General features: G+C 71.1%; 18 protein-coding genes and 3 tRNA genes. 12 read left to right on the plus strand and 9 right to left on the minus strand.

Annotated elements, in window-relative coordinates:
* Nucleotides 1-16 precede the first annotated feature (16 nt).
* From ACLQ26_RS27785 to ACLQ26_RS27800, 4 genes are read left to right on the plus strand one after another with little or no spacing between them, the layout of a single operon-like run.
* The gene (locus ACLQ26_RS27785) at nucleotides 17-565 is read left to right on the plus strand and encodes an AAA family ATPase (RefSeq protein WP_425747286.1); all 549 of its coding nucleotides are present in this window, start codon (nucleotides 17-19) and stop codon (nucleotides 563-565) included.
* Between the two features lie 2 nt (nucleotides 566-567).
* Nucleotides 568-1,452: a TauD/TfdA family dioxygenase gene (locus ACLQ26_RS27790; protein WP_425747287.1), complete on the plus strand. Its 885-nt coding sequence runs from the start codon at nucleotides 568-570 to the stop codon at nucleotides 1,450-1,452.
* The gene (locus tag ACLQ26_RS27795; protein WP_425747288.1) at nucleotides 1,449-2,090 is read left to right on the plus strand and encodes a phosphatase PAP2 family protein; all 642 of its coding nucleotides are present in this window, start codon (nucleotides 1,449-1,451) and stop codon (nucleotides 2,088-2,090) included. The genes ACLQ26_RS27790 and ACLQ26_RS27795 overlap by 4 nt, the downstream gene beginning before the upstream one ends.
* Before the next feature lie 32 nt (nucleotides 2,091-2,122).
* Nucleotides 2,123-2,845: an aminoglycoside adenylyltransferase domain-containing protein gene (locus ACLQ26_RS27800; protein ID WP_425747289.1), complete on the plus strand. Its 723-nt coding sequence runs from the start codon at nucleotides 2,123-2,125 to the stop codon at nucleotides 2,843-2,845.
* Nucleotides 2,846-3,001: 156 nt separating this feature from the next.
* Here the strand turns inward: ACLQ26_RS27800 and ACLQ26_RS27805 are convergent, their stop codons facing one another.
* The 3 genes from ACLQ26_RS27805 to ACLQ26_RS27815 form a co-directional block, all read right to left on the minus strand.
* Nucleotides 3,002-3,145 (minus strand): hypothetical protein, encoded by a 144-nt coding sequence (locus ACLQ26_RS27805; RefSeq protein WP_425747290.1) that lies wholly within the window; start codon nucleotides 3,143-3,145, stop codon nucleotides 3,002-3,004.
* Between the two features lie 119 nt (nucleotides 3,146-3,264).
* Nucleotides 3,265-3,337 (minus strand) — tRNA-Arg (locus ACLQ26_RS27810).
* A 35-nt stretch (nucleotides 3,338-3,372) separates the two neighbouring features.
* Nucleotides 3,373-3,463, minus strand: a tRNA-Ser gene (locus tag ACLQ26_RS27815).
* A 286-nt stretch (nucleotides 3,464-3,749) separates the two neighbouring features.
* Here ACLQ26_RS27815 and ACLQ26_RS27820 point away from each other — a divergent pair.
* On the plus strand, nucleotides 3,750-5,036 hold the full coding sequence (locus ACLQ26_RS27820) for a hypothetical protein (RefSeq protein WP_425747291.1): 1,287 nt from the start codon (nucleotides 3,750-3,752) through the stop codon (nucleotides 5,034-5,036).
* 4 nt (nucleotides 5,037-5,040) lie between these two features.
* Here ACLQ26_RS27820 and ACLQ26_RS27825 read toward each other — a convergent pair whose 3' ends face one another.
* Nucleotides 5,041-5,811: a CPBP family intramembrane glutamic endopeptidase gene (locus tag ACLQ26_RS27825; protein WP_425747293.1), complete on the minus strand. Its 771-nt coding sequence runs from the start codon at nucleotides 5,809-5,811 to the stop codon at nucleotides 5,041-5,043.
* A gap of 144 nt (nucleotides 5,812-5,955) precedes the next feature.
* Here ACLQ26_RS27825 and ACLQ26_RS27830 point away from each other — a divergent pair, with 144 nt between their 5' ends.
* The gene (locus tag ACLQ26_RS27830; protein ID WP_425747294.1) at nucleotides 5,956-7,071 is read left to right on the plus strand and encodes a globin domain-containing protein; all 1,116 of its coding nucleotides are present in this window, start codon (nucleotides 5,956-5,958) and stop codon (nucleotides 7,069-7,071) included.
* 70 nt (nucleotides 7,072-7,141) lie between these two features.
* Here ACLQ26_RS27830 and ACLQ26_RS27835 read toward each other — a convergent pair whose 3' ends face one another.
* Nucleotides 7,142-8,671 carry a peptide deformylase gene (locus ACLQ26_RS27835; protein ID WP_425747295.1) on the minus strand — a complete coding sequence of 510 codons (1,530 nt, stop codon included), beginning with the start codon at nucleotides 8,669-8,671 and terminating at the stop codon, nucleotides 7,142-7,144.
* A 108-nt stretch (nucleotides 8,672-8,779) separates the two neighbouring features.
* On the opposite strand from ACLQ26_RS27835, the gene ACLQ26_RS27840 reads away from it, so the two are divergent.
* The 3 genes from ACLQ26_RS27840 to ACLQ26_RS27850 all read left to right on the plus strand — a co-directional run bounded on the left by ACLQ26_RS27840 (nucleotide 8,780) and on the right by ACLQ26_RS27850 (nucleotide 11,245).
* The gene (locus tag ACLQ26_RS27840; RefSeq protein WP_425747296.1) at nucleotides 8,780-9,352 is read left to right on the plus strand and encodes a SigE family RNA polymerase sigma factor; all 573 of its coding nucleotides are present in this window, start codon (nucleotides 8,780-8,782) and stop codon (nucleotides 9,350-9,352) included.
* Nucleotides 9,349-10,260 carry a hypothetical protein gene (locus tag ACLQ26_RS27845; protein WP_425747298.1) on the plus strand — a complete coding sequence of 304 codons (912 nt, stop codon included), beginning with the start codon at nucleotides 9,349-9,351 and terminating at the stop codon, nucleotides 10,258-10,260. Before ACLQ26_RS27840 ends, ACLQ26_RS27845 begins: the two co-directional genes overlap by 4 nt.
* A gap of 208 nt (nucleotides 10,261-10,468) precedes the next feature.
* Nucleotides 10,469-11,245 (plus strand): IucA/IucC family C-terminal-domain containing protein, encoded by a 777-nt coding sequence (locus ACLQ26_RS27850; RefSeq protein ID WP_425747375.1) that lies wholly within the window; start codon nucleotides 10,469-10,471, stop codon nucleotides 11,243-11,245.
* On the opposite strand, the gene ACLQ26_RS27855 is transcribed toward ACLQ26_RS27850, so the two are convergent.
* The gene (locus ACLQ26_RS27855) at nucleotides 11,246-13,075 is read right to left on the minus strand and encodes a hypothetical protein (RefSeq protein ID WP_425747299.1); all 1,830 of its coding nucleotides are present in this window, start codon (nucleotides 13,073-13,075) and stop codon (nucleotides 11,246-11,248) included. It abuts the gene before it with no gap.
* 211 nt (nucleotides 13,076-13,286) lie between these two features.
* Between ACLQ26_RS27855 and ACLQ26_RS27860 the strand changes: the two genes are divergently transcribed.
* Nucleotides 13,287-13,997: a class I SAM-dependent methyltransferase gene (locus tag ACLQ26_RS27860; RefSeq protein WP_358097835.1), complete on the plus strand. Its 711-nt coding sequence runs from the start codon at nucleotides 13,287-13,289 to the stop codon at nucleotides 13,995-13,997.
* Between the two features lie 67 nt (nucleotides 13,998-14,064).
* Here ACLQ26_RS27860 and ACLQ26_RS27865 read toward each other — a convergent pair whose 3' ends face one another.
* The gene (locus tag ACLQ26_RS27865; protein ID WP_425747301.1) at nucleotides 14,065-14,607 is read right to left on the minus strand and encodes a YbhB/YbcL family Raf kinase inhibitor-like protein; all 543 of its coding nucleotides are present in this window, start codon (nucleotides 14,605-14,607) and stop codon (nucleotides 14,065-14,067) included.
* 143 nt (nucleotides 14,608-14,750) lie between these two features.
* On the opposite strand from ACLQ26_RS27865, the gene ACLQ26_RS27870 reads away from it, so the two are divergent.
* A complete protein-coding gene (locus tag ACLQ26_RS27870; protein ID WP_425747302.1) occupies nucleotides 14,751-14,906 on the plus strand; it encodes a hypothetical protein in 156 nt (51 codons plus the stop codon).
* A gap of 3 nt (nucleotides 14,907-14,909) precedes the next feature.
* On the opposite strand, the gene ACLQ26_RS27875 is transcribed toward ACLQ26_RS27870, so the two are convergent.
* Nucleotides 14,910-14,999: transfer RNA gene (locus tag ACLQ26_RS27875), tRNA-Ser, on the minus strand.
* A gap of 313 nt (nucleotides 15,000-15,312) precedes the next feature.
* Here ACLQ26_RS27875 and ACLQ26_RS27880 point away from each other — a divergent pair.
* Nucleotides 15,313-16,290, plus strand: coding sequence for an NAD(P)H-quinone oxidoreductase (locus ACLQ26_RS27880; protein ID WP_425747303.1), 978 nt, complete (start codon nucleotides 15,313-15,315; stop codon nucleotides 16,288-16,290).
* On the opposite strand, the gene soxR is transcribed toward ACLQ26_RS27880, so the two are convergent.
* Nucleotides 16,273-16,728 carry a redox-sensitive transcriptional activator SoxR gene (soxR, locus tag ACLQ26_RS27885; protein ID WP_425747304.1) on the minus strand — a complete coding sequence of 152 codons (456 nt, stop codon included), beginning with the start codon at nucleotides 16,726-16,728 and terminating at the stop codon, nucleotides 16,273-16,275. The genes ACLQ26_RS27880 and soxR overlap by 18 nt on opposite strands.
* Nucleotides 16,729-16,730: the final 2 nt, after the last annotated feature.

The following is a 16,730-nucleotide window of genomic DNA, read 5'->3' on the forward strand; positions in this document are numbered from 1 at the left end:
ACGACAGGAACCACTCATGATCATCTGGCTCAACGGCACCTTCGGCGCGGGCAAGACGTCGGTGGCCGCCGAACTCGTGCGGCGGCTGCCGCGGGCGGTGCTGTTCGACCCGGAGCTGATCGGCGAGCTGCTCGAGCCGCTGCTGCCGAACCCCACCGGCGACTTCCAGGATCTGGCCGCGTGGCGGCGGATCGTGGTCGCCACGGTCGATGCGCTCCGGGACGAGCCGGCGCCCGGCCCGATCGTAATCCCGATGACGGTGATGGCGCCGAAGTACGCCGAGGAGATCTTCGGCGGCCTGGGCCGGCCCGCCCTGCACGTGCTGCTCGACGCCGGCGACGCGGAGCTGCGGCGGCGCATCGCCACCGCCGACCCCGGCGTGGACGCGGCGGTGCGGACGGCGCGCCGGCAGTGGCGCGCCGAGCACCTGCGTACCTATCTGATCGAGCGCCCGGCCATGGCCGCCCGGGCGGACCTTGTCGTAGACACCACCCACCGCACGGTGGCGCAGGCGGCCGACGCCGTCCTCGCGCACCCGCATGCCAGTCCGGGAAACGGGGAGTAAGCATGGTCAACGACTACGCATCACTCGTCGCGGCGAGTCGTGACGTGCCGTCGTTCGCCGGCGCGTGGCGCGAGCCGGTCGACGCGACCGGCGGCGTCGAGGCGCCCGGCGTCGTCCAGGAGATCGTCGAGCGGTACGACCGGCACGGGTTCGCCGTGCTGCAGCTGGCCGACGGCGCGGGCGAGGAGAAGTCGCTGCCGCGCACCGCGGCGGCGTTGTCCCTCGGCGACCCGTACCTGCCGCCGCTGTACCAGCTCGGCTCCGACCGTCCGGCCCCCGCGGTGTCGCGGATCTCGGCGGCGTTCAACGCGGGCACCAGCGACGGGCGGCACCCGTCCTTCGGCCGCACCAACGGCCAGCACCTGCACACCGACGGCACGCTGCAGGACATCGGGCACATCCGCACGACCCTGCTGGTGTGCCAGTCGCAGGGCGTCGACGGCGGCCACACGACGCTGTTCAACTCCACGGCGGCGTACGCCCGGCTCCTGCGGCAGGACCCGGCCGCGGCGTCCGCGCTGGCCACCTCCGGCGCCCTGGTCCGGCAGGCGAACATCAACGGCTGCGCCGACGAGAACCACGGACCTGTGTTCGCCGTCGTCGAGGGGGAACTGCTGACCCGCTATTCGGTGACCGCGACCGACCGGTTCGAGGTGCCATCCGGCGTCGACCCGGACGACCTACGGCGCGGCGTCGACGCCATGGTGATGGCCGCCGCAGAGCCGGAGTTCTTCCTCCAGGCCACCCTGTCCGCCGACCAGATGCTGGTGCTGGCGAACTCCCGCGTGTCGCACGGGCGCACCCCGTACCGCGACTCGGCGACCCAGCGGCGCTGCATGTTCCGCTCCCTGCACACGGTCCCGGCCCGGATCTCGGCCACCGCGTGAGCACCGTGCTGTCGCGGACCGGATGGGTAGTCGTCGCGTCCCTCGCCGCGTTCCTCGTGCTCACGGCGGCGGTCATGCTGGGCCTGACGTCCGGGCTGGACCGGTTCGTCAACGACCGGATGGGGCTGACCCAGGTGGCCGTCGCCGAGGGGGTCACCGACGTGGGCCGCTTCCCGTGGCTGCTGCCGGTGGCGCTGATCGGGGCGCTGCTGTTAGCCGTACGCCGCAAACCGGTTTTGGCCTTAGGTGTTTTCGTGGCCGCGCTCTCCGCGAGCTACGCCCGGCAGGCCCTGGCCGACGCCATCGACCGGCCACGACCGGCCGGGCCGTACAGCCTCTCCGGCGCCGCAGCCTTCCCCAGTGGCCACGCGGCCGAGTCCACCGCCACGGTCGCCCTGATCTGCGCGGTGGTCGCGCTGGCCTGGCGCCGCCCGCCGACCTGGCTGATCGCGGCGCTCGCCGTATGGCCGCTGCTGGTGTGCGCGTCCCGGGTGGCGTTGTCCGCGCACTGGCTGACCGACGTGGTGGCCGGCGCGCTGTTCGGCCTCTGGTGGCCGCTGGGCATCGTGCTACTGGCCGGCGCGCTGACGAAACGTAGGATCAGTCACGACTTCGAGAACGGAGCTCTGCCGAGATGAGTCAGGACTGGCGCCCGGTCTGCGCCGCCTACTTGGAACTGGCCGACGAGATCGCCCCGGGCCTCGTGCAGGGCCTGTATTTGCAGGGTTCGATCGCGCTCGGCGACTACCGAGCAGGGGTCAGCGACATCGACTTCGTCGCGGTCACCGCTCGGCCCGCCGACCCCGCGGTGCTGCGCCGCCTCCACGCGGCCCTCAAGGAACGCGTCAAGAGCCCGTACGTCGACGGCGTCTACGTGCTGCCCGAAGACCTGCGACGCGATCCAGCCGAGGTGCCGGACCGGCCCGGCGTGCACGAGTGGCGGGTCGCCGCGGCTGGCCGCGACGAGCTCAACCTGGTCACCTGGCACACGCTCGCGCAGGGCGGGGTGACGCTGCGCGGGCCGGCGACGGCGACGTTGGGGGTTCACACAAATCGAGCGGGCCTGCTGCGGCTCACTGAGGACAACCTGGAGACGTACTGGAAAAAGTGGCACCACGAGACCGCGAAGCCATGGAACCCCGCCTCCCTCAGCCGATACACCACCGCCTGGGGCGTGCTCGGAGCCACCCGGCTGCGGCACACTCTCGAGGCCGGCGAGGTAACCTCCAAGACCGACGCTGCGGAGTTCGGCCTGAAACGCTACGACGAACGCTGGCACCGCGTCATCCGTGAGGCCCTCGCGATCCGGACCGGCGGCGCATCCCTCTACCGGAGCCCGTTCCAGCGGCGGGCGGACATGCTCGGCTATGTCGGGACGGTCCTGCGAGGCTGAATATTGACCTCGCCGGCTGAGCACACCACGGATCGGCGGAAACTGTTGGCCGATCCGGCCTGGCTCTCAGTGCCGGGCTGCCCGCCGCCGACGCCCGCCCCGACGTGATCGTCATCCTCATCGACGACAATGCGTCTGCGGTGGCGGTGGCCTGATTCAGAACCACGACATCGAGATCGACAGCCAGACGCAGAAGGCCAGCCTCTCGGAGATCGTCGAGGCCGCCCCGTCGACGGAACCGGAGCCGATGCCGCCGGCGTCGGTGTCGCTCGGCGACAAGGCCGAGGCCAAGGTCGCCATCGACGTGAAGCCGAAGCCGGACCACGCCTACGTCCCACAGCGTGGGAAAATCGGGGCCGAAAATGGGAAGGAAGAAGGCCGTGACCCTTGTTTCCGCTGGTCACGGCCTTGATCGTTTGTGCGCCCGAAGGGACTCGAACCCCTAACCTTCTGATCCGTAGTCAGATGCTCTATCCATTGAGCTACGGGCGCTCGTGCTCAGCCAGTGTACACACCCGGCTTTCGCGCGGAGACTCCGGGATTCGAACCCGGGAGGGGCTTTAAGACCCCAACCGCATTAGCAGTGCGGCGCCATAGACCAGACTAGGCGAAGTCTCCCTGGTGGCCCGCAGACCACCGCGCCCGAGGATACAGGTCGCCACCCACCGGGAGCAAAACGACTTCCGAAGTACGCCCACCACGGCCCTCGGTCCCCGTGTTTCACCCCTGTGCGGTGGCGTGATCGCGACTACGCTCCATCGATATGCAGGAGCAGCCGCCGAGCGAGCCGACCCGTCGAGAGCCTGCTGAACGAGCGCGCCGGCGCTCTCCGCGGCCCACCTTCACGCCGCCGACCGCCACCGAGCAGCCCGAGGAGACGACTGCACCGCCGGCAGCTCCTCCGGTGAGCCCGCGTCGACGGGCCAAGGCGGCTCCGGCCGTGCTGTTCCAGCCGCCGGACCCGGAGCGTCCGCTGCCCCGGCAGCCGCTCCGCTCGTCTCCGGCACCGAGCGTCCAGCCCGCCGCCGACCAGGCGAGCCCACCACCTGACGCCCCACCGGCGGACCAGGCCGGCCCCTCCGACGGCGGCCCGGCAGCGGGGGTGGACCAGCCGGGCAAGAAGCGAACGACCCCCATCAGGAAGGCCCTTCCGAGCAAGAAGGCAGCCTCAGCAAGGAAGGCCCTCCCGGCCAAGAAAGCCACCCCCACCCAGCAGGTGACCCCAGTCAGGCAAACCGCCCCGACCGACGAGGCCACCCCCGCCGGGCAAACCGCCCCGAGCATTGAGGCCACTCCGACCAGCGCAGCCACCGCTGCCAGCGGAGTAACCCCAGCGAGCGAAGCCGCCCCGAGCAACGAGGCCACCCCAGCCAGCGCAGCCGCCCCAGCCAACGAGGTCACCCCGGCGAGGAAGGTCACCCGGGCCAAGAAGGCCGCGCCGGCGGCCAAGCGCACGGCGTCCCCGCGCAGGAACGCCGCCCCTGCGGAGGTCACCTCGACGCCGCAGCCCGCGACCGCCACAGCAGCGGACGACGCGGTGCCGGCTCTGGGGCGTACACCGGAATCGGATGTGCGGGCGGTTGTCGCCCGCCTGCGCGACCACCCGGGCTTCGCGCCGGAGTTGCTGGCGCTGGAGGCGGTCCGAGCGCTCGGTCCGGGCGCCGCCGAGTGGGCCGCGCGGTTGCGGGCCCGGTATCCGGACGCTCCGGCGGACGGCCTGGCGCGGCTGGCGACCCGGCGGTACGTGCGGGCGGCGGGCGCGGGAGGGGCGGCGGCCGCGCTGGCCGGGCTCTTCGCGCCGCTGGCCGAACTGGCCTCGGTCCTGTGGACCCAGTCGAACCTGGTGCTGCACCTGGCGGCGGCCTACGGTCGGGATCCGGCGCATCCCGACCGGGTCGCGGAACTGCTGGTGTTGACCCAGGTGCATCCGGACGCGGCGAGCGCGCAGGAAGCCTTGGCTGCCACAAAGACGGCTGGCGATCCGGTCGAGGGCGGCTGGCCGAGGGCGGCGGAGGCCGCGTGGCGGCTGGCGGCGCCGCTCACCGCCCAGGCGGGCGGCTGGGTGGCATTGCGGTTGGCGTCCCGCCTGTTGCCGGGTGCGGCGGTGGTCGCCGCCACGTTGGGTGACGCGGCGGCGGCCGACCGGTTGGCCGCGCGGGCGGTGGCCGCCTACCGGCCGGGGCGGCGCTGACCGGTCACAGCCAGGTGAACCAGTCGCGGGGCAGCAGCGCGTAGCCGACGAAGGCGACCACGTCGAGCACTGTGTGCGCGACGACCAGCGGCAGCACCCGACGGGTCCGCAGGTAGAAGAGGCTGAACACGACGCCCATGATCGCGTTGCCGACGAACGCGCCGAAGCCCTGGTAGAGGTGGTAGCTGCCGCGCAGCAGCGCGCTGGCCGCGATGATCGCGGCGAGCCGCCACTGGAGCTGGCGCAGCCGGGTGACCAGATAGCCGACCACGATCACCTCCTCCAGCACGGCGTTCTGCACGGCGGAGAGGATCAGCACCGGAACCGCCCACCAGACGTGCGGCAGGGCGGCCGGCACCAGCGTGGCGTTGATGCCGAGGTGCGCCGCCACCCAGAACAGGGCCAGGCCGGGCAGGCCGATGAGCGCCGCCAGGCCGGCGCCCCGGGCCAGGTCCTGGCCGGGCCGCCGTGCGTCCAGGCCGAGGGTCCGCGCCGGGTCGCCGGGGTCGCGGCTGAGCAGGTGTACGGCGAGCAGCACGGGCAGCAGCGCGAAGACGATGCCGAGGAGCTGGTACGTCAGGTCCAGCCAGGGGCGGGCCGACGCGGAGGTGTTCAGCGAGGCGGTCTGCTTGGAGAGCGGGCCCTCGGCGGTCAGCTTCGCGATGATCGAGACCACCGCGTAGACCGCGGACTGGCCGAGGGACAGGCCGAGGACCAGCAACGTCTCGGTCCCCAGCAGCCGGCGGGACACCGGGCGGGTCAGCTCAACGGTCACCGCCCCACTGTGCCCGACGGACGGCCTGGCGGGCACGCCTGATCGGCCGGCGTGAACCGATCGCACATTCTGTGCGACCAGTGTGCACGCTCCGTGGAGATTCTATGAGCGCCCGATCCGCTGCCGTCTGGAGAAGGAGCACCGGTGGACAACGTCGCACGGTTGCTGAAGGAGAGCTGGACCCTCGTCGAGGAGGACCGGGACCGGCTGAGCGGGCACTTCTACGCTCGGCTGTTCCTGCTCGACCCCGCCCTGCGACAGCTCTTCCCGGTGCAGATGACCGGCCAGGGTGACCGGCTGCTGGAAGCGATCATCACGGCGATCCACACCCTTGACGATCCGGAGGGCTTCGACGAGTTCCTCCGGGGGCTGGGCCGCGACCACCGCAAGTACCACGTGGCCGACCGGAACTACGCGACGGTGGGAGTGGCCCTGCTGGACGCGCTGCGCAGCACCGCCGGCGGCGGCTGGAACCTGGAGTACGACCAGGCGTGGCGGGACGCGTACGCGGCGATCGCGGCGAGGATGATGGCCGGGGCGAGCGACGACGACAACCCGCCGTTCTGGCACGCCGAGGTGCTGACCCACGAGCGGCACGGCTCGGACATCGCCGTGCTGACCTGCCGGGCCCTGCAACATCCGCTGCCCTGGCGGGCGGGCCAGTACGTCAGTCTGGAGCTGCCCCGCTTCCATCCGAGGGTGTGGCGGAACTACTCGGTGGCGAACGCCCCGAACGACGACAACGTGCTGGAGTTCCACGTACGCAGCCCCGGCGCGGGGTGGGTGTCCGGGGCGCTGGTCCGCCGGGTGCAGCCCGGGCACCTGCTGCGCCTGGCGGCGCCGATGGGGTCGATGACCCTGGACCGCGCCTCCGAGAGGGACATCCTCTGTGTGGCCGGCGGCGTCGGGCTGGCGCCGGTCAAGGCGCTGGTGGAGGAGTTGGTCACCTACAACCGGACGCGCTGGGTGCACGTGTTCTACGGCGCTCGGCAGGCGACGGACCTGTACGGGCTGGACGGCCTGCGGGAGCTGGTGTCCGCGTACCCGTGGTTGTCGGTCACCGTGGCGTGCAGCGACGACAACGACTTCGACGGCGAGTCGGGCGACATCCCGGACGTGGTGGCCCGGTACGGCCCGTGGACGACGCACGACTGCTACGTCTCCGGCTCGGCGCAGATGGTCCGGTCGACGCTGCGGGTGCTGGCCGCGGACGAGGTGCCGCCGCCGAACATTCGCTACGACACGTTCGGCGAAATCTAGACGTTCCTCCCCCCACACCGGGGCGCGTGCCCCTGCCCCCTGGGGCACGCGCCCCGGTCCCCCTCGTCGCTCAGTAGCGCCAGGGTTGGCCCGTCTCCCGGTATTCCTCGACCGGCACCAGCGGCACACCGGGCGCCATCCGGTCGACGTAGAGCTGCCCCTCCAGGTGGTCGATCTCGTGTGCGACGAGCCGGGCCATGCCGAACTCGAACGAGGTGATGATCCGGCTGCCGTCCCACTGGGCGTGTTCCACGTCGAGTCGCAGCGGTCGGGACACCAGGCCCCGGTGGTCGAAGAAGGAGAGGCACCCTTCGTACTGCTCGTCGGTCTCCGGGTCGGCGTCGACCACCCGGGGGTTGAGCAGGACGACCGGTTCGGCCGACCGGTCGGGGGGTCGGACCACGGCGGCGGCGCGGCCGATGCCGAGCTGCGGGGCGGCGATGCCCACTCCCTTGCTGAACGGGTGCAGCTCGTCGAGCCGGGACAGCGCCATGGTGAGCCGGTCCACGACGTCCCGGGCCACCCGTTCCTCGCCGGGCAGGTCGAACTGCCGGACCTGCTGGCGGAGGAGGTCGGCGCCGCGCTGGACGATGCCGATCCCGCGCATCCGCTCGCTGGGGCGGACCCGGGTGCCGCCGGGGCCGACGTCCGGGTCGGTCTCCGGCCGCGCCCGAAAGCGCCACTGCATCCGGTAGCGGGCGTTGAGCGGTGGGGCGTCGGTCTGCCAGTCGTAGATCGCCCGGTCGCCCTCGTCGCGGCGCTGCGGCGCCGTCCGCAGCGGGCCCTCCTCCGCGGAGAGAGAGGTCTCCGCGCCCCAGACCTGCGGGTCGAGGGCCGCCGGCAGATCCAGGCGTACGGCGAGGTGCCGGGTGGGCAGCCGGACGGCACGCTGGAACCAGGGGCCCCACTTCTCGTGCCCGACGCTGTACGCGTACTCGATGACGGCCCGGTCGCCGGGGTACAGCGGGAAGCGCCGTTCGCCGTTCTCGAAGAGCAGCCAGATCTCCTTGAACGCGTCCCGGTCGTGCTTCGCCCGCCAGTGCATCGGCTCCGGGTCGCCGGCGCCGTCGTCGCGGCGGGCCTGGAGTTGCAGCTCGGCGAAGGTGAGCGGGTGTTCCCGGTGGTGCCGGTTGGAGCGCCCGGGGTCGTTGGGGTAGCGGTCCACCGCGACGCGGACGAGGTAACGGGTGACCGGTTCGGTGCCGGCGTTGTACAGCTCGCGGTGGATGACGCACCGGTAGGCGTCGTCGGTGTGGGTGAGGGTGGCCAGTTCCCGTTCCACGACGAGCCCGGTTCCGGGAGGCAGCCACTGGCCGGGCAGCGGGGGCTCGCGGTGCGGTTGCCCGGTGCGGGCGTGCCGGAGGTCGTCGTACTCCCGGAAGCGCTGCCAGATCGCGCCGCTGGCCTCCAGGACGGCCTCGGCGCGGCGGGCGAAGTCCTCGGTCGGGCGGTGTCGGCGCCCCTCGACGTGGCTGACGTAGGACGGGTCGAACCCCATCAGGATGGCCAGTTGCTTCTTGGACAGGCCCCGCCCGGCACGCTGGCGGGCGAGCTCGGCCGCGAAGGAGTCGGCAGCCCGTTCGAGGGGTGACGTCGTCATCGGCTTCCTCGTGGCCGGGAGTATTAGTTTCACGTTCCGTGGTCGGACGCACACTTATCTGGCGTATTCCCGACACACCGCTTGACAGCTCACCGTCGAACCTCAGTTGTGGCAGTGGCGATTCATGGCAACCCCCGCCGATCATCCGGAGTCCTTATCCGCGTGAGAGTTGATCCGAGTTTCGACAGCTTCGTCGAGCAGAGGTCGGCAGCGCTCCTGCGGCTCGCGTACCTCCTCACCGGGGACCGGGGCCACGCCGAGGACCTGTTGCAGACCGCCCTGCTCCGCACGATGCGTCGCTGGTCGAAGGCCCGCGAGGCACCTGAGCCGTATGTCCGGCAGGTCATGGTCAACCTGTCCCGGGACCGGATCAGGGATCTCCTGCGGCGGCCGCGCGAAACCATGCTGCCGGACAACCCTGACGCGTTTCGTTCCATCGATGGGGCATTTGACGGCATCGGGGAGCGGCAGACGGTCGCCGCCGCGCTCGCACAACTTCCCGTGCGGCAGCGACAGGTGCTCGTGCTCCGCTACTTCGAAGACCTCTCCATCGAGCAGACGGCGGAGCTGATCGGCTGCTCGATCGGAACGGTCAAGTCGTACACCTCCCGTGCGCTGGCGCGGCTGCGCGAACTACTCGGCGACTTTCACGAAACCGAAGAGGCAAGGACCTTGCGATGACCGCTCTCAACGACGACCAGCTCGGCCGGTTGCTGGGCGACCGGCTCCACGAGGAGGTGCACACGATGACCGCACCATCAGATCTCACCGATACCCTGCACCGTAGGAACAGGCGCCGTACCCGGGCGTTGGGCCTCGCCGTCGCCACGCCGGTGATCGCCGCCGTGGCTCTGGGCGCCTCGCTGGCGCTCACTCCCGGAGGCACCGGAGGCAGCGGCGTCACGGCGGAGACGCCGGAGATGCTCACCGTCGGCTACGTCGCCGAGCAGACGGCCACCGCCCTGAGCGAACTTCCGGGGTACGTCCAGCACGAGACCACCAAGCACCAGGGCCGCGACGGCAAGCCGGCGAGCATGATCGAGGTCTGGGTCGACCCCAGCACCAAGCGCGAGCGGGAAGACAACACGATCCTTTTCGGCGACGTCCGCTCGTACACCTTGGCGCTGGACGGCTCCACCGCCGTCGAGCTGAACCACGACAAGAAGAAGTGGTGGACCTACCAGATCAGCTCGCTCAAGCCCCTCGACACCAACCAGATCCAGCACCTACCGCCATCACTCAACGCCGCAGACCTGAAGCGCGCGGTCGACAGCGGGAAGGTGACGCTCGTCGGGAAGGATCGGCTGAACGGCAGGCAGACCGTGCACCTGCAGTGGCTGGGCGGCCCGGACAGCGCCATGGACACGGCGCAGGCCGCTGAGGAGTCCATGCAGATCTGGGTCGACGCGGATTCCTACCAGCCGGTGCGGGTGATCAACAAGGTGTTGACCGGCACCACCACCAGCGACTACGAGTGGCTGCCCCGCACCGAGGCAAACCTGGCCAAGGTGACGGTGACTCCTCCGGCCGACTACCGGAAGCTGTCCTGCACGCCCACACCGGCTAAGGACTGCGGCTTGAACGACTGAGTCGCGTTTACGAGGCCCCGGATCGCGGTACGCGGTCCGGGGCCCCTCCGCCTGCCCGAGTACGGCAGCCGCTGTCGCCCGGATTACAGACACTCGCGTATACCGGCGAGCTTGGTTAGGCTAGCCTTAGCTCAGGACGGCACCTGGTCGTCCGCCGGGGGAGGCTCCTCGGCCATGCAGACGGGGGATGGCTCAGGTGACTGCGGTGATGCCGAGGCGGGACGTGACCGCCACGCCGCTCGCCCCCGTCACCGCTGCGCTGCGGGCCATGTTCGGCACCGACGACCTTCCCGGTCTCGCCCGGGGTCTGGTGGTCGACGACGAGTTCGGCTGGACACCCGCCACCACCCTGATCGACGGCACCCGCCTGCCGGAGCTGCTGCAGGCGGCAAGCGTCCGCTGGGGTGGCACTCCGCACGCCTGCGCCGCGTTGGCGTGGAAGTCGTACAGCTACTGGACGGCGCTGCCGGTCGTGCTCGGCTGGGCCTCGGCCCGCCGGGTGCCGCTGCTCGACCCCTCCGACGTGCTGATCCACTTCGAGGACCACCGGCCCCTGCTCACGCTGGGCCTGCGCCACGGCACCACCGTGGCGGTGCTGCCGAGCGACCCGCTGGCGCTCTCCGGCCTGCCGCAGGTGCGCGTGGTCGCCGGCGAGGCGGAGCTGCTGGCCGAGCTGCGTGCCTCTCTCCTCGACGCCCACCTGGCGCCGCTGATCACGGCGATCCAGGCGGAGGTGCGGGTGGGCACCCGGACGCTGCTCGGTTCGGTCGCCTCCGGCATCGCGCACGGCATCCTGCGGGCTGCGGACGCGCTGCCCGGCTCGACGGTGCAGAGCATCGACACCCTGCTCGGCGCGCTCGACCTGGCGGACCTGGTCGAGCTGGTGCCCGGCCCGACCGGTGAGCCGAGTGTGCAGCGACGCACCTGCTGCCTGGCCTTCACTCTGCCCAGCCCGAAGGTCTGCCAGGGCTGCTGCGTCCGCTAGTCAGTCGGTCAGTGGTCGGACGTCCCACACCCAAACCCCTCCGGTGAAGGTCGGCTGGATCCCGGTCAGCTCGGTCATGCCGCTGCGCAGTTCAGTCTCGTGTTCGTGCGGCCCGAGGATCACCACGCCGGCCCGCCAGTAGCGCAGGTCGTCGACCGCCTTGACCCGGCTCTGCGGGGTGATCGGCGGCACCGCGCCCGTCCGTCGGATGGTGGCGAAGAAGCTGCTTGTCGGCCGGGGCGGCGCGGTGAACAGCGCGACCTTCGGCGGCTCCGCGCTGGGGCGGGTGTCCGGGCCGAGGAAGTAGCCGCGGGCCAGCGGCATGTCCAGCCGGGTCGCGGCGGACCAGCGCAGCGGCTCCGCGTAGTTGGTGTCCGGCAGCGGTAACGTCACCACACTGCGCCCACCCGCCACGTACGGCCGCCACGCCCCGCTGGTCACAAAGCTGGGGACGGGGTCCAGCTGGACCACTGGCAGCGGGGTGGGCAGGATCGGCAGCAGGGCCATCGTCAGCACGGTCGCGGTGGCGAAGCGGATCTGCGGCCGGGCGGCCGGCCGCGCGCGGGCCAACTCGCGGGCGCGCTCAGCGCCGTAGGCGAGCAGCACCCCGACGATCGGGGTGATCGCCAGCGCCCACCGGGTCGGCACCACCGAGTGCAGGATCGGCAGATTTTCCAGCGCGGCCCAGGGCCCCGGCACGCCGGTGCCGTGACCGGCGAAGCGGATCTCGCGCCCGAGGGAGAGCACCGCGAAGAGCAGCCCGAGCCCGGCCAGCGCGAGCACCACCACCGACCGTCGTAGCCACCAGACCAGGGCGACCACCAGCACGAGCAGCGACCACCCGAAGAAGCTGTTCTCCTCGGTCGGGTTCTTGGCCAGCCCGGCGGCGGTACGCGGGCTGCCGGCCAGCGACTCCCGGGAGTACGCGACGAACGAGGCCAGGTCGCTGGAGTACCCGCGGATCAGGCTGGACAGCCCGGAGTAGGCGCCGGGTCCGAAGAACTGGACATACAGGGGGTACGCCAGCAGGAGGCCCGCGACCACGGCGGCTACGGCGAGGCCGGCGAGGAAGGACCGGGCCCGGGACCGCAGAGCGGGGCGGCCGAGGGCCAGCGCGCCGACGATCACGCCGAGCCCGATCGCGGTCATCAGCAGGATCTCCAGGTTGAGAAACGCCTGCCAGACGATCACCAGTGCGAGCAGCACCCCGTTGCGCAGCCAGCGGCCGCTGTCGGCGAGCCGCAGCGTGCGCCAGATGATCAACGGGACGACGAACTGCGACACGATGTTCGGGTGCCCGTTGGCGTGCGACACCATGGCCGGCGCGAACGCGCAGAAGCCCGCGCCCAGCCAGGCCGGCGCCCGGGCCAGGACCAGGACGCGGGAGAGCAGGAAGTACCAGGCCGTGGCGGTGGCGATCATTCCGAGGGTGAGAAAGAGCAGGAATGCCGCACGCGGACCGAACAACAGGGTGATTGGCGTCATTGGCAGCGAAATGGATAATACGGACGTATTTGCCATAAGGTTCACGCCGTCCGGCACGTTCATCCGATCGGAATGGAACGGGTACGCGAAATGCGTGACCACTCGCGCACCGTGCGCCATCATCCATTCGAACTGCGACTGGTCCGAGCGGTTGTCCCGCACTCCACTGCCCGGGTCCCACCAGAGGCGCCCGGTGATCCAGAAGCCGAGCGCCACGAAGCTCAGCACGGCGGCCAGGTCGGTCCACTTCCCGTTACGGCGCAACCGATCGCCGCCGCCGGCCTCCTCCACCGGCGACGCGGTGGCCGGGCCGTCGCCGGGCGCGTCCGGTTCGGGAGTAGTCATGACAATTCATAGGGTAGTCAGGCTATGGCGGTGCCGTGACATGTTTCGGGGTACTGCCGTACTATGTGCCGGGTTCGCCGACCGCCGATCACGTGCCCACCCCCCGACCGCAATTCGGCCAACCGCTCCCCCGATTCTTCTGCCATCCAAGCGGATGATTCACTCTGTCGGTCCAGGCACGGGTCGAGTTCATATCGTGAGGAATCGACGCATGGCAGAAATCACTGGGGATCAGCGCGTCCAGTCCGAGGTGCTGGAGGGCCTGGCGACGGCCGTCAACCACCGTCGCTGGTTCGTCGAGCTGGCGGTGCCCTACCTCGGTGACGACCCCATCGAGATCGGCAGCGGCCTCGGCGACTACGCGCTGGAATGGTCGCAGCGGCTGCCCCGGTTCACCGCCACGGAGGCCGACCCCGACCGGCTGGTGCAGCTCAAGGAGCGCCTCGCCGAACAACCGGGCATCGACGTCCGGCAGATGCTGCTGCCGCACAACGACCGGGGGAACTACAGCGCCGCCGTGTCGTACAACGTCCTGGAGCACATCGAGGACCACGTGGGCGCGCTGCGCAGCATGCGCGACCTGGTCCGCCCGGGCGGCGCGGTGATCATCATCGTGCCGGCGTTCCAGTTCGCCATGAGCCCGGCGGACATCGCCACCGGCCACGTCCGCCGGTACACGAAGAAGACGCTCGGTACGGCGATGACCGAGGCCGGCCTGACGGTGGAGAAGATCCACTACGCGAACGCGCTCGGGTTGATCGGCTACTTCATGGCCACCAAGGTCTTCCGGCTGATGCCGAAGGAGGGGCCGATGGTCAAGGTGTACGACACACTCGTCCTCCCCGCCACGAAGGCCGCCGAACAGGTCGTCCGACCCCCGTTCGGCCAGTCGGTCTTCGCGGTCGCCCGAGTCCCCGCCTGACCCACCCCACCACCCCCGCGATCTTGCACTCGCCATGAGCGGAAAGCGCAAGATCGCGGGGTACGGATCATTCCTTGATCTGGTACGTCGGGCGGATCACCGCTCGCGCCAGGGTGTGGAAGGTCAGGTTGAAGCCGACGTAGGCCGGGCTCGCGTCCGGGGTGAGGTCAAGCCGGTCGACGTCCAGGGCGTGCACCGCGAAGACGTACCGGTGCGGACGGTCACCGGGCGGCGGCGCCGCACCGCCGTACCCCTGCTCGCCGTAGTCGTTGCGGACCGAGAAGGCCCCACCGAGGTCGGAGCCCGCCGCGCCGCCCGCACCGCTGGGCAGCTGCGTGACGCCGACCGGGACGTTTACAAGCACCCAGTGCCAGAAGCCGCTGCCGGTCGGGGCGTCGGGGTCGTAGCAGGTGACTGTGAAGCTCTTGGTCTCGGCGGGGAAGTCCGACCAGGTCAGCTGCGGGGAGACGTTCTCACCACCGGTGCTGCCGTGCGCGTGCCGGGCGTCCATCGGCTCGCCGTTCTGCACCTCGTCACTCGTCAGGGTGAACGAGGGCACTGTCGGCAGCAGCTCGTACGGGTCCGGGGCGATCGGTCGTTCGAGGGTCATCGGGACGGCGTCCTTCCGGTGTGGGCGGATACCTGCCCTTCATACCCCGTTCCGGGCCAACCAACGACCGGATGCGTCGGATGTCCGGCGTCACCGGCCGGACGCTATGGTGGGCAGCCCGCAACGTTCCACGGGGGGACTACTTGCTAGGGATCTGGCGCGACTTCCTGGTCGCCGTCGCCACCGCGCTACGCAAACCGGACGAGCAGGCGCTCGCCGAGGAGCGCCGACGCGCGATCGAGCGGCTGGCCGACGAGACGATCCGCGAGAGCCGGCGGACGGTCGACCCACCGGAGTAGCAGTGGCGGAGGGTGTGGGATTCGAACCCACGAAGACATCGCTGCCTTACCGGTTTTCAAGACCAGCGCCATCGGCCACTAGGCGAACCCTCCCGGACCGGCACCCGCGGGTGTACGGCCGTGAACAGTCTGCCACGACACCCGCCGGCCGGCTTGGCGTCCCTCCCCGAATGCGGCGGCCAGGAGGCAGCCACAGCGTCCACTGTGGCGTAAATCGGTATCACCCGGGACACGCGCCCCAGCGTGCAGCGGCGTGATCGACTCGGATTCCATGAAACCGGGGCGTCAGGTCGCCCTGGATGCCCCGGTTTCAAGGAACCCGGGGCCGCGCCCCAACAACCGGGGCCGCGCCCCGACGACCGGGGCGCTCCTGCGGCCCCCGGGTGCATCGGGTAAGACTGAACCCATGCGAGCCATCACCGTTCCGCAGCCCGGTGGACCCGACGCGCTGGTCTGGGCCGAGGTTCCCGATCCGGAGCCCGGTCCGGGCGAGGTGATCGTCAGGGTGCGGGCCAGTGGCGTCAACCGCGCCGATCTGCTGCAACGGCAGGGGCACTATCCGCCGCCGCCGGGCGCGCCCGCGTACCTCGGGTTGGAGTGTTCCGGGGTCATCGACGCGATCGGCCCGGAGGTGACCGGGTGGTCCGTCGGCCAGGAGGTCTGCGCGCTGCTGGCCGGTGGGGGTTACGCCGAGCGCGTCGCCGTGCCTGCCGGGCAGCTGCTGCCGGTGCCGGCCGGCGTCGACCTGGTCGACGCCGCGGCGCTGCCGGAGGTGGCCTGCACGGTCTGGTCGAACGTGGTGGGGGTGGGCCGGCTCGGCTCGGGTGACACGCTGCTGGTGCACGGCGGTGGCAGCGGGATCGGCACCTTCGCGATCCAGTTCGGGGCGGCCCTCGGCGCCACCGTCCTGGCGACCGCCCGCGCGACCAAGCACCCTCGCCTGCGCGAGTTGGGCGCGGCGCACACGATCGACTACCGGGAGCAGGATTTCGTGGAGGAGGTCGGCAAGATCACCGACGGCCACGGCGCGGACGTCATCCTCGACATCGTGGGCGCGTCCTACCTGGGCCGGAACGTCGCCGCGCTGGCGACCGGCGGCCGGCTCGTGGTGATCGGGATGCAGGGTGGTCGCAAGGCCGAGCTGGATCTCGGCGCGCTGCTGGCCAAGCGGGCCAGCGTCGCGGCGACCGCTCTGCGCTCCCGACCGCTGGCCGAGAAGGCGGAGATCGTCCGGGGCGTACGCGATGAGGTGTGGCCGTTGGTCGAGGCCGGCGCGGTCCGCCCGGTGGTGGACCGGCGGCTGCCGATGGCCGAGGCTGCCGAGGCGCATCGGCTGGTCGAGTCGAGCGACCACGTCGGCAAGGTGCTACTCACCGTCGGGTGAGGTGCGGGGCAACATGAGCCGGGCACCGGGCCCCTCGCCGGCCAGCGCGTCCCCCGGGTTGTAGAGGGTGCAGCGTTGCAGGGACAGGCAGCCGCAGCCGATGCAGCCGTCCAGGTCGTCGCGGAGCTTGGTGAGCAGCCGGATCCTCTCGTCCAGCCGGCCGCGCCAGCTCGCGGAGAGCCGCTCCCAGTCCTGCGGGCTGGGAGTGCGGCCGCCGGGCAGCGACTCCAGCGCCTCGCGGATCTCGTCCAGCGAGACGCCTACCTGCTGGGAGATCCGGATGAAGGCGACCCGCCGCAGTTCGGCGCGGGCGTAGCGGCGCTGGTTTCCGCCGGTGCGATCGGCGCGGATCAGACCGAGCCGCTCGTAGTAGCGCAGCGCCGACGGCGCGACGCCGGAGCGGACGGACAACTCGCCGATCGTCAAGGCGTCCTGCATCA

This window comes from Micromonospora sp. DT43, assembly GCF_049841645.1.
In the GTDB taxonomy this organism is placed as follows: domain Bacteria; phylum Actinomycetota; class Actinomycetes; order Mycobacteriales; family Micromonosporaceae; genus Micromonospora.

Coding starts and splice junctions, on each gene's coding strand:
- ACLQ26_RS27785 (WP_425747286.1), top strand. CDS start 17: ATGATCATCTGGCTCAACGGCACCTTCGGCGCGGGCAAGACGTCGGTG.
- ACLQ26_RS27790 (WP_425747287.1), top strand. CDS start 568: ATGGTCAACGACTACGCATCACTCGTCGCGGCGAGTCGTGACGTGCCG.
- ACLQ26_RS27805 (WP_425747290.1), bottom strand. CDS start 3,145: ATGGCGACCTTGGCCTCGGCCTTGTCGCCGAGCGACACCGACGCCGGC.
- ACLQ26_RS27835 (WP_425747295.1), bottom strand. CDS start 8,671: ATGACGACGTCACCCCTCGAACGGGCTGCCGACTCCTTCGCGGCCGAG.
- ACLQ26_RS27845 (WP_425747298.1), top strand. CDS start 9,349: ATGACCGCTCTCAACGACGACCAGCTCGGCCGGTTGCTGGGCGACCGG.
- ACLQ26_RS27850 (WP_425747375.1), top strand. CDS start 10,469: ATGCCGAGGCGGGACGTGACCGCCACGCCGCTCGCCCCCGTCACCGCT.
- ACLQ26_RS27855 (WP_425747299.1), bottom strand. CDS start 13,075: ATGACTACTCCCGAACCGGACGCGCCCGGCGACGGCCCGGCCACCGCG.
- ACLQ26_RS27860 (WP_358097835.1), top strand. CDS start 13,287: ATGGCAGAAATCACTGGGGATCAGCGCGTCCAGTCCGAGGTGCTGGAG.
- ACLQ26_RS27865 (WP_425747301.1), bottom strand. CDS start 14,607: ATGACCCTCGAACGACCGATCGCCCCGGACCCGTACGAGCTGCTGCCG.
- ACLQ26_RS27880 (WP_425747303.1), top strand. CDS start 15,313: ATGCGAGCCATCACCGTTCCGCAGCCCGGTGGACCCGACGCGCTGGTC.
- soxR (WP_425747304.1), bottom strand. CDS start 16,728: ATGCAGGACGCCTTGACGATCGGCGAGTTGTCCGTCCGCTCCGGCGTC.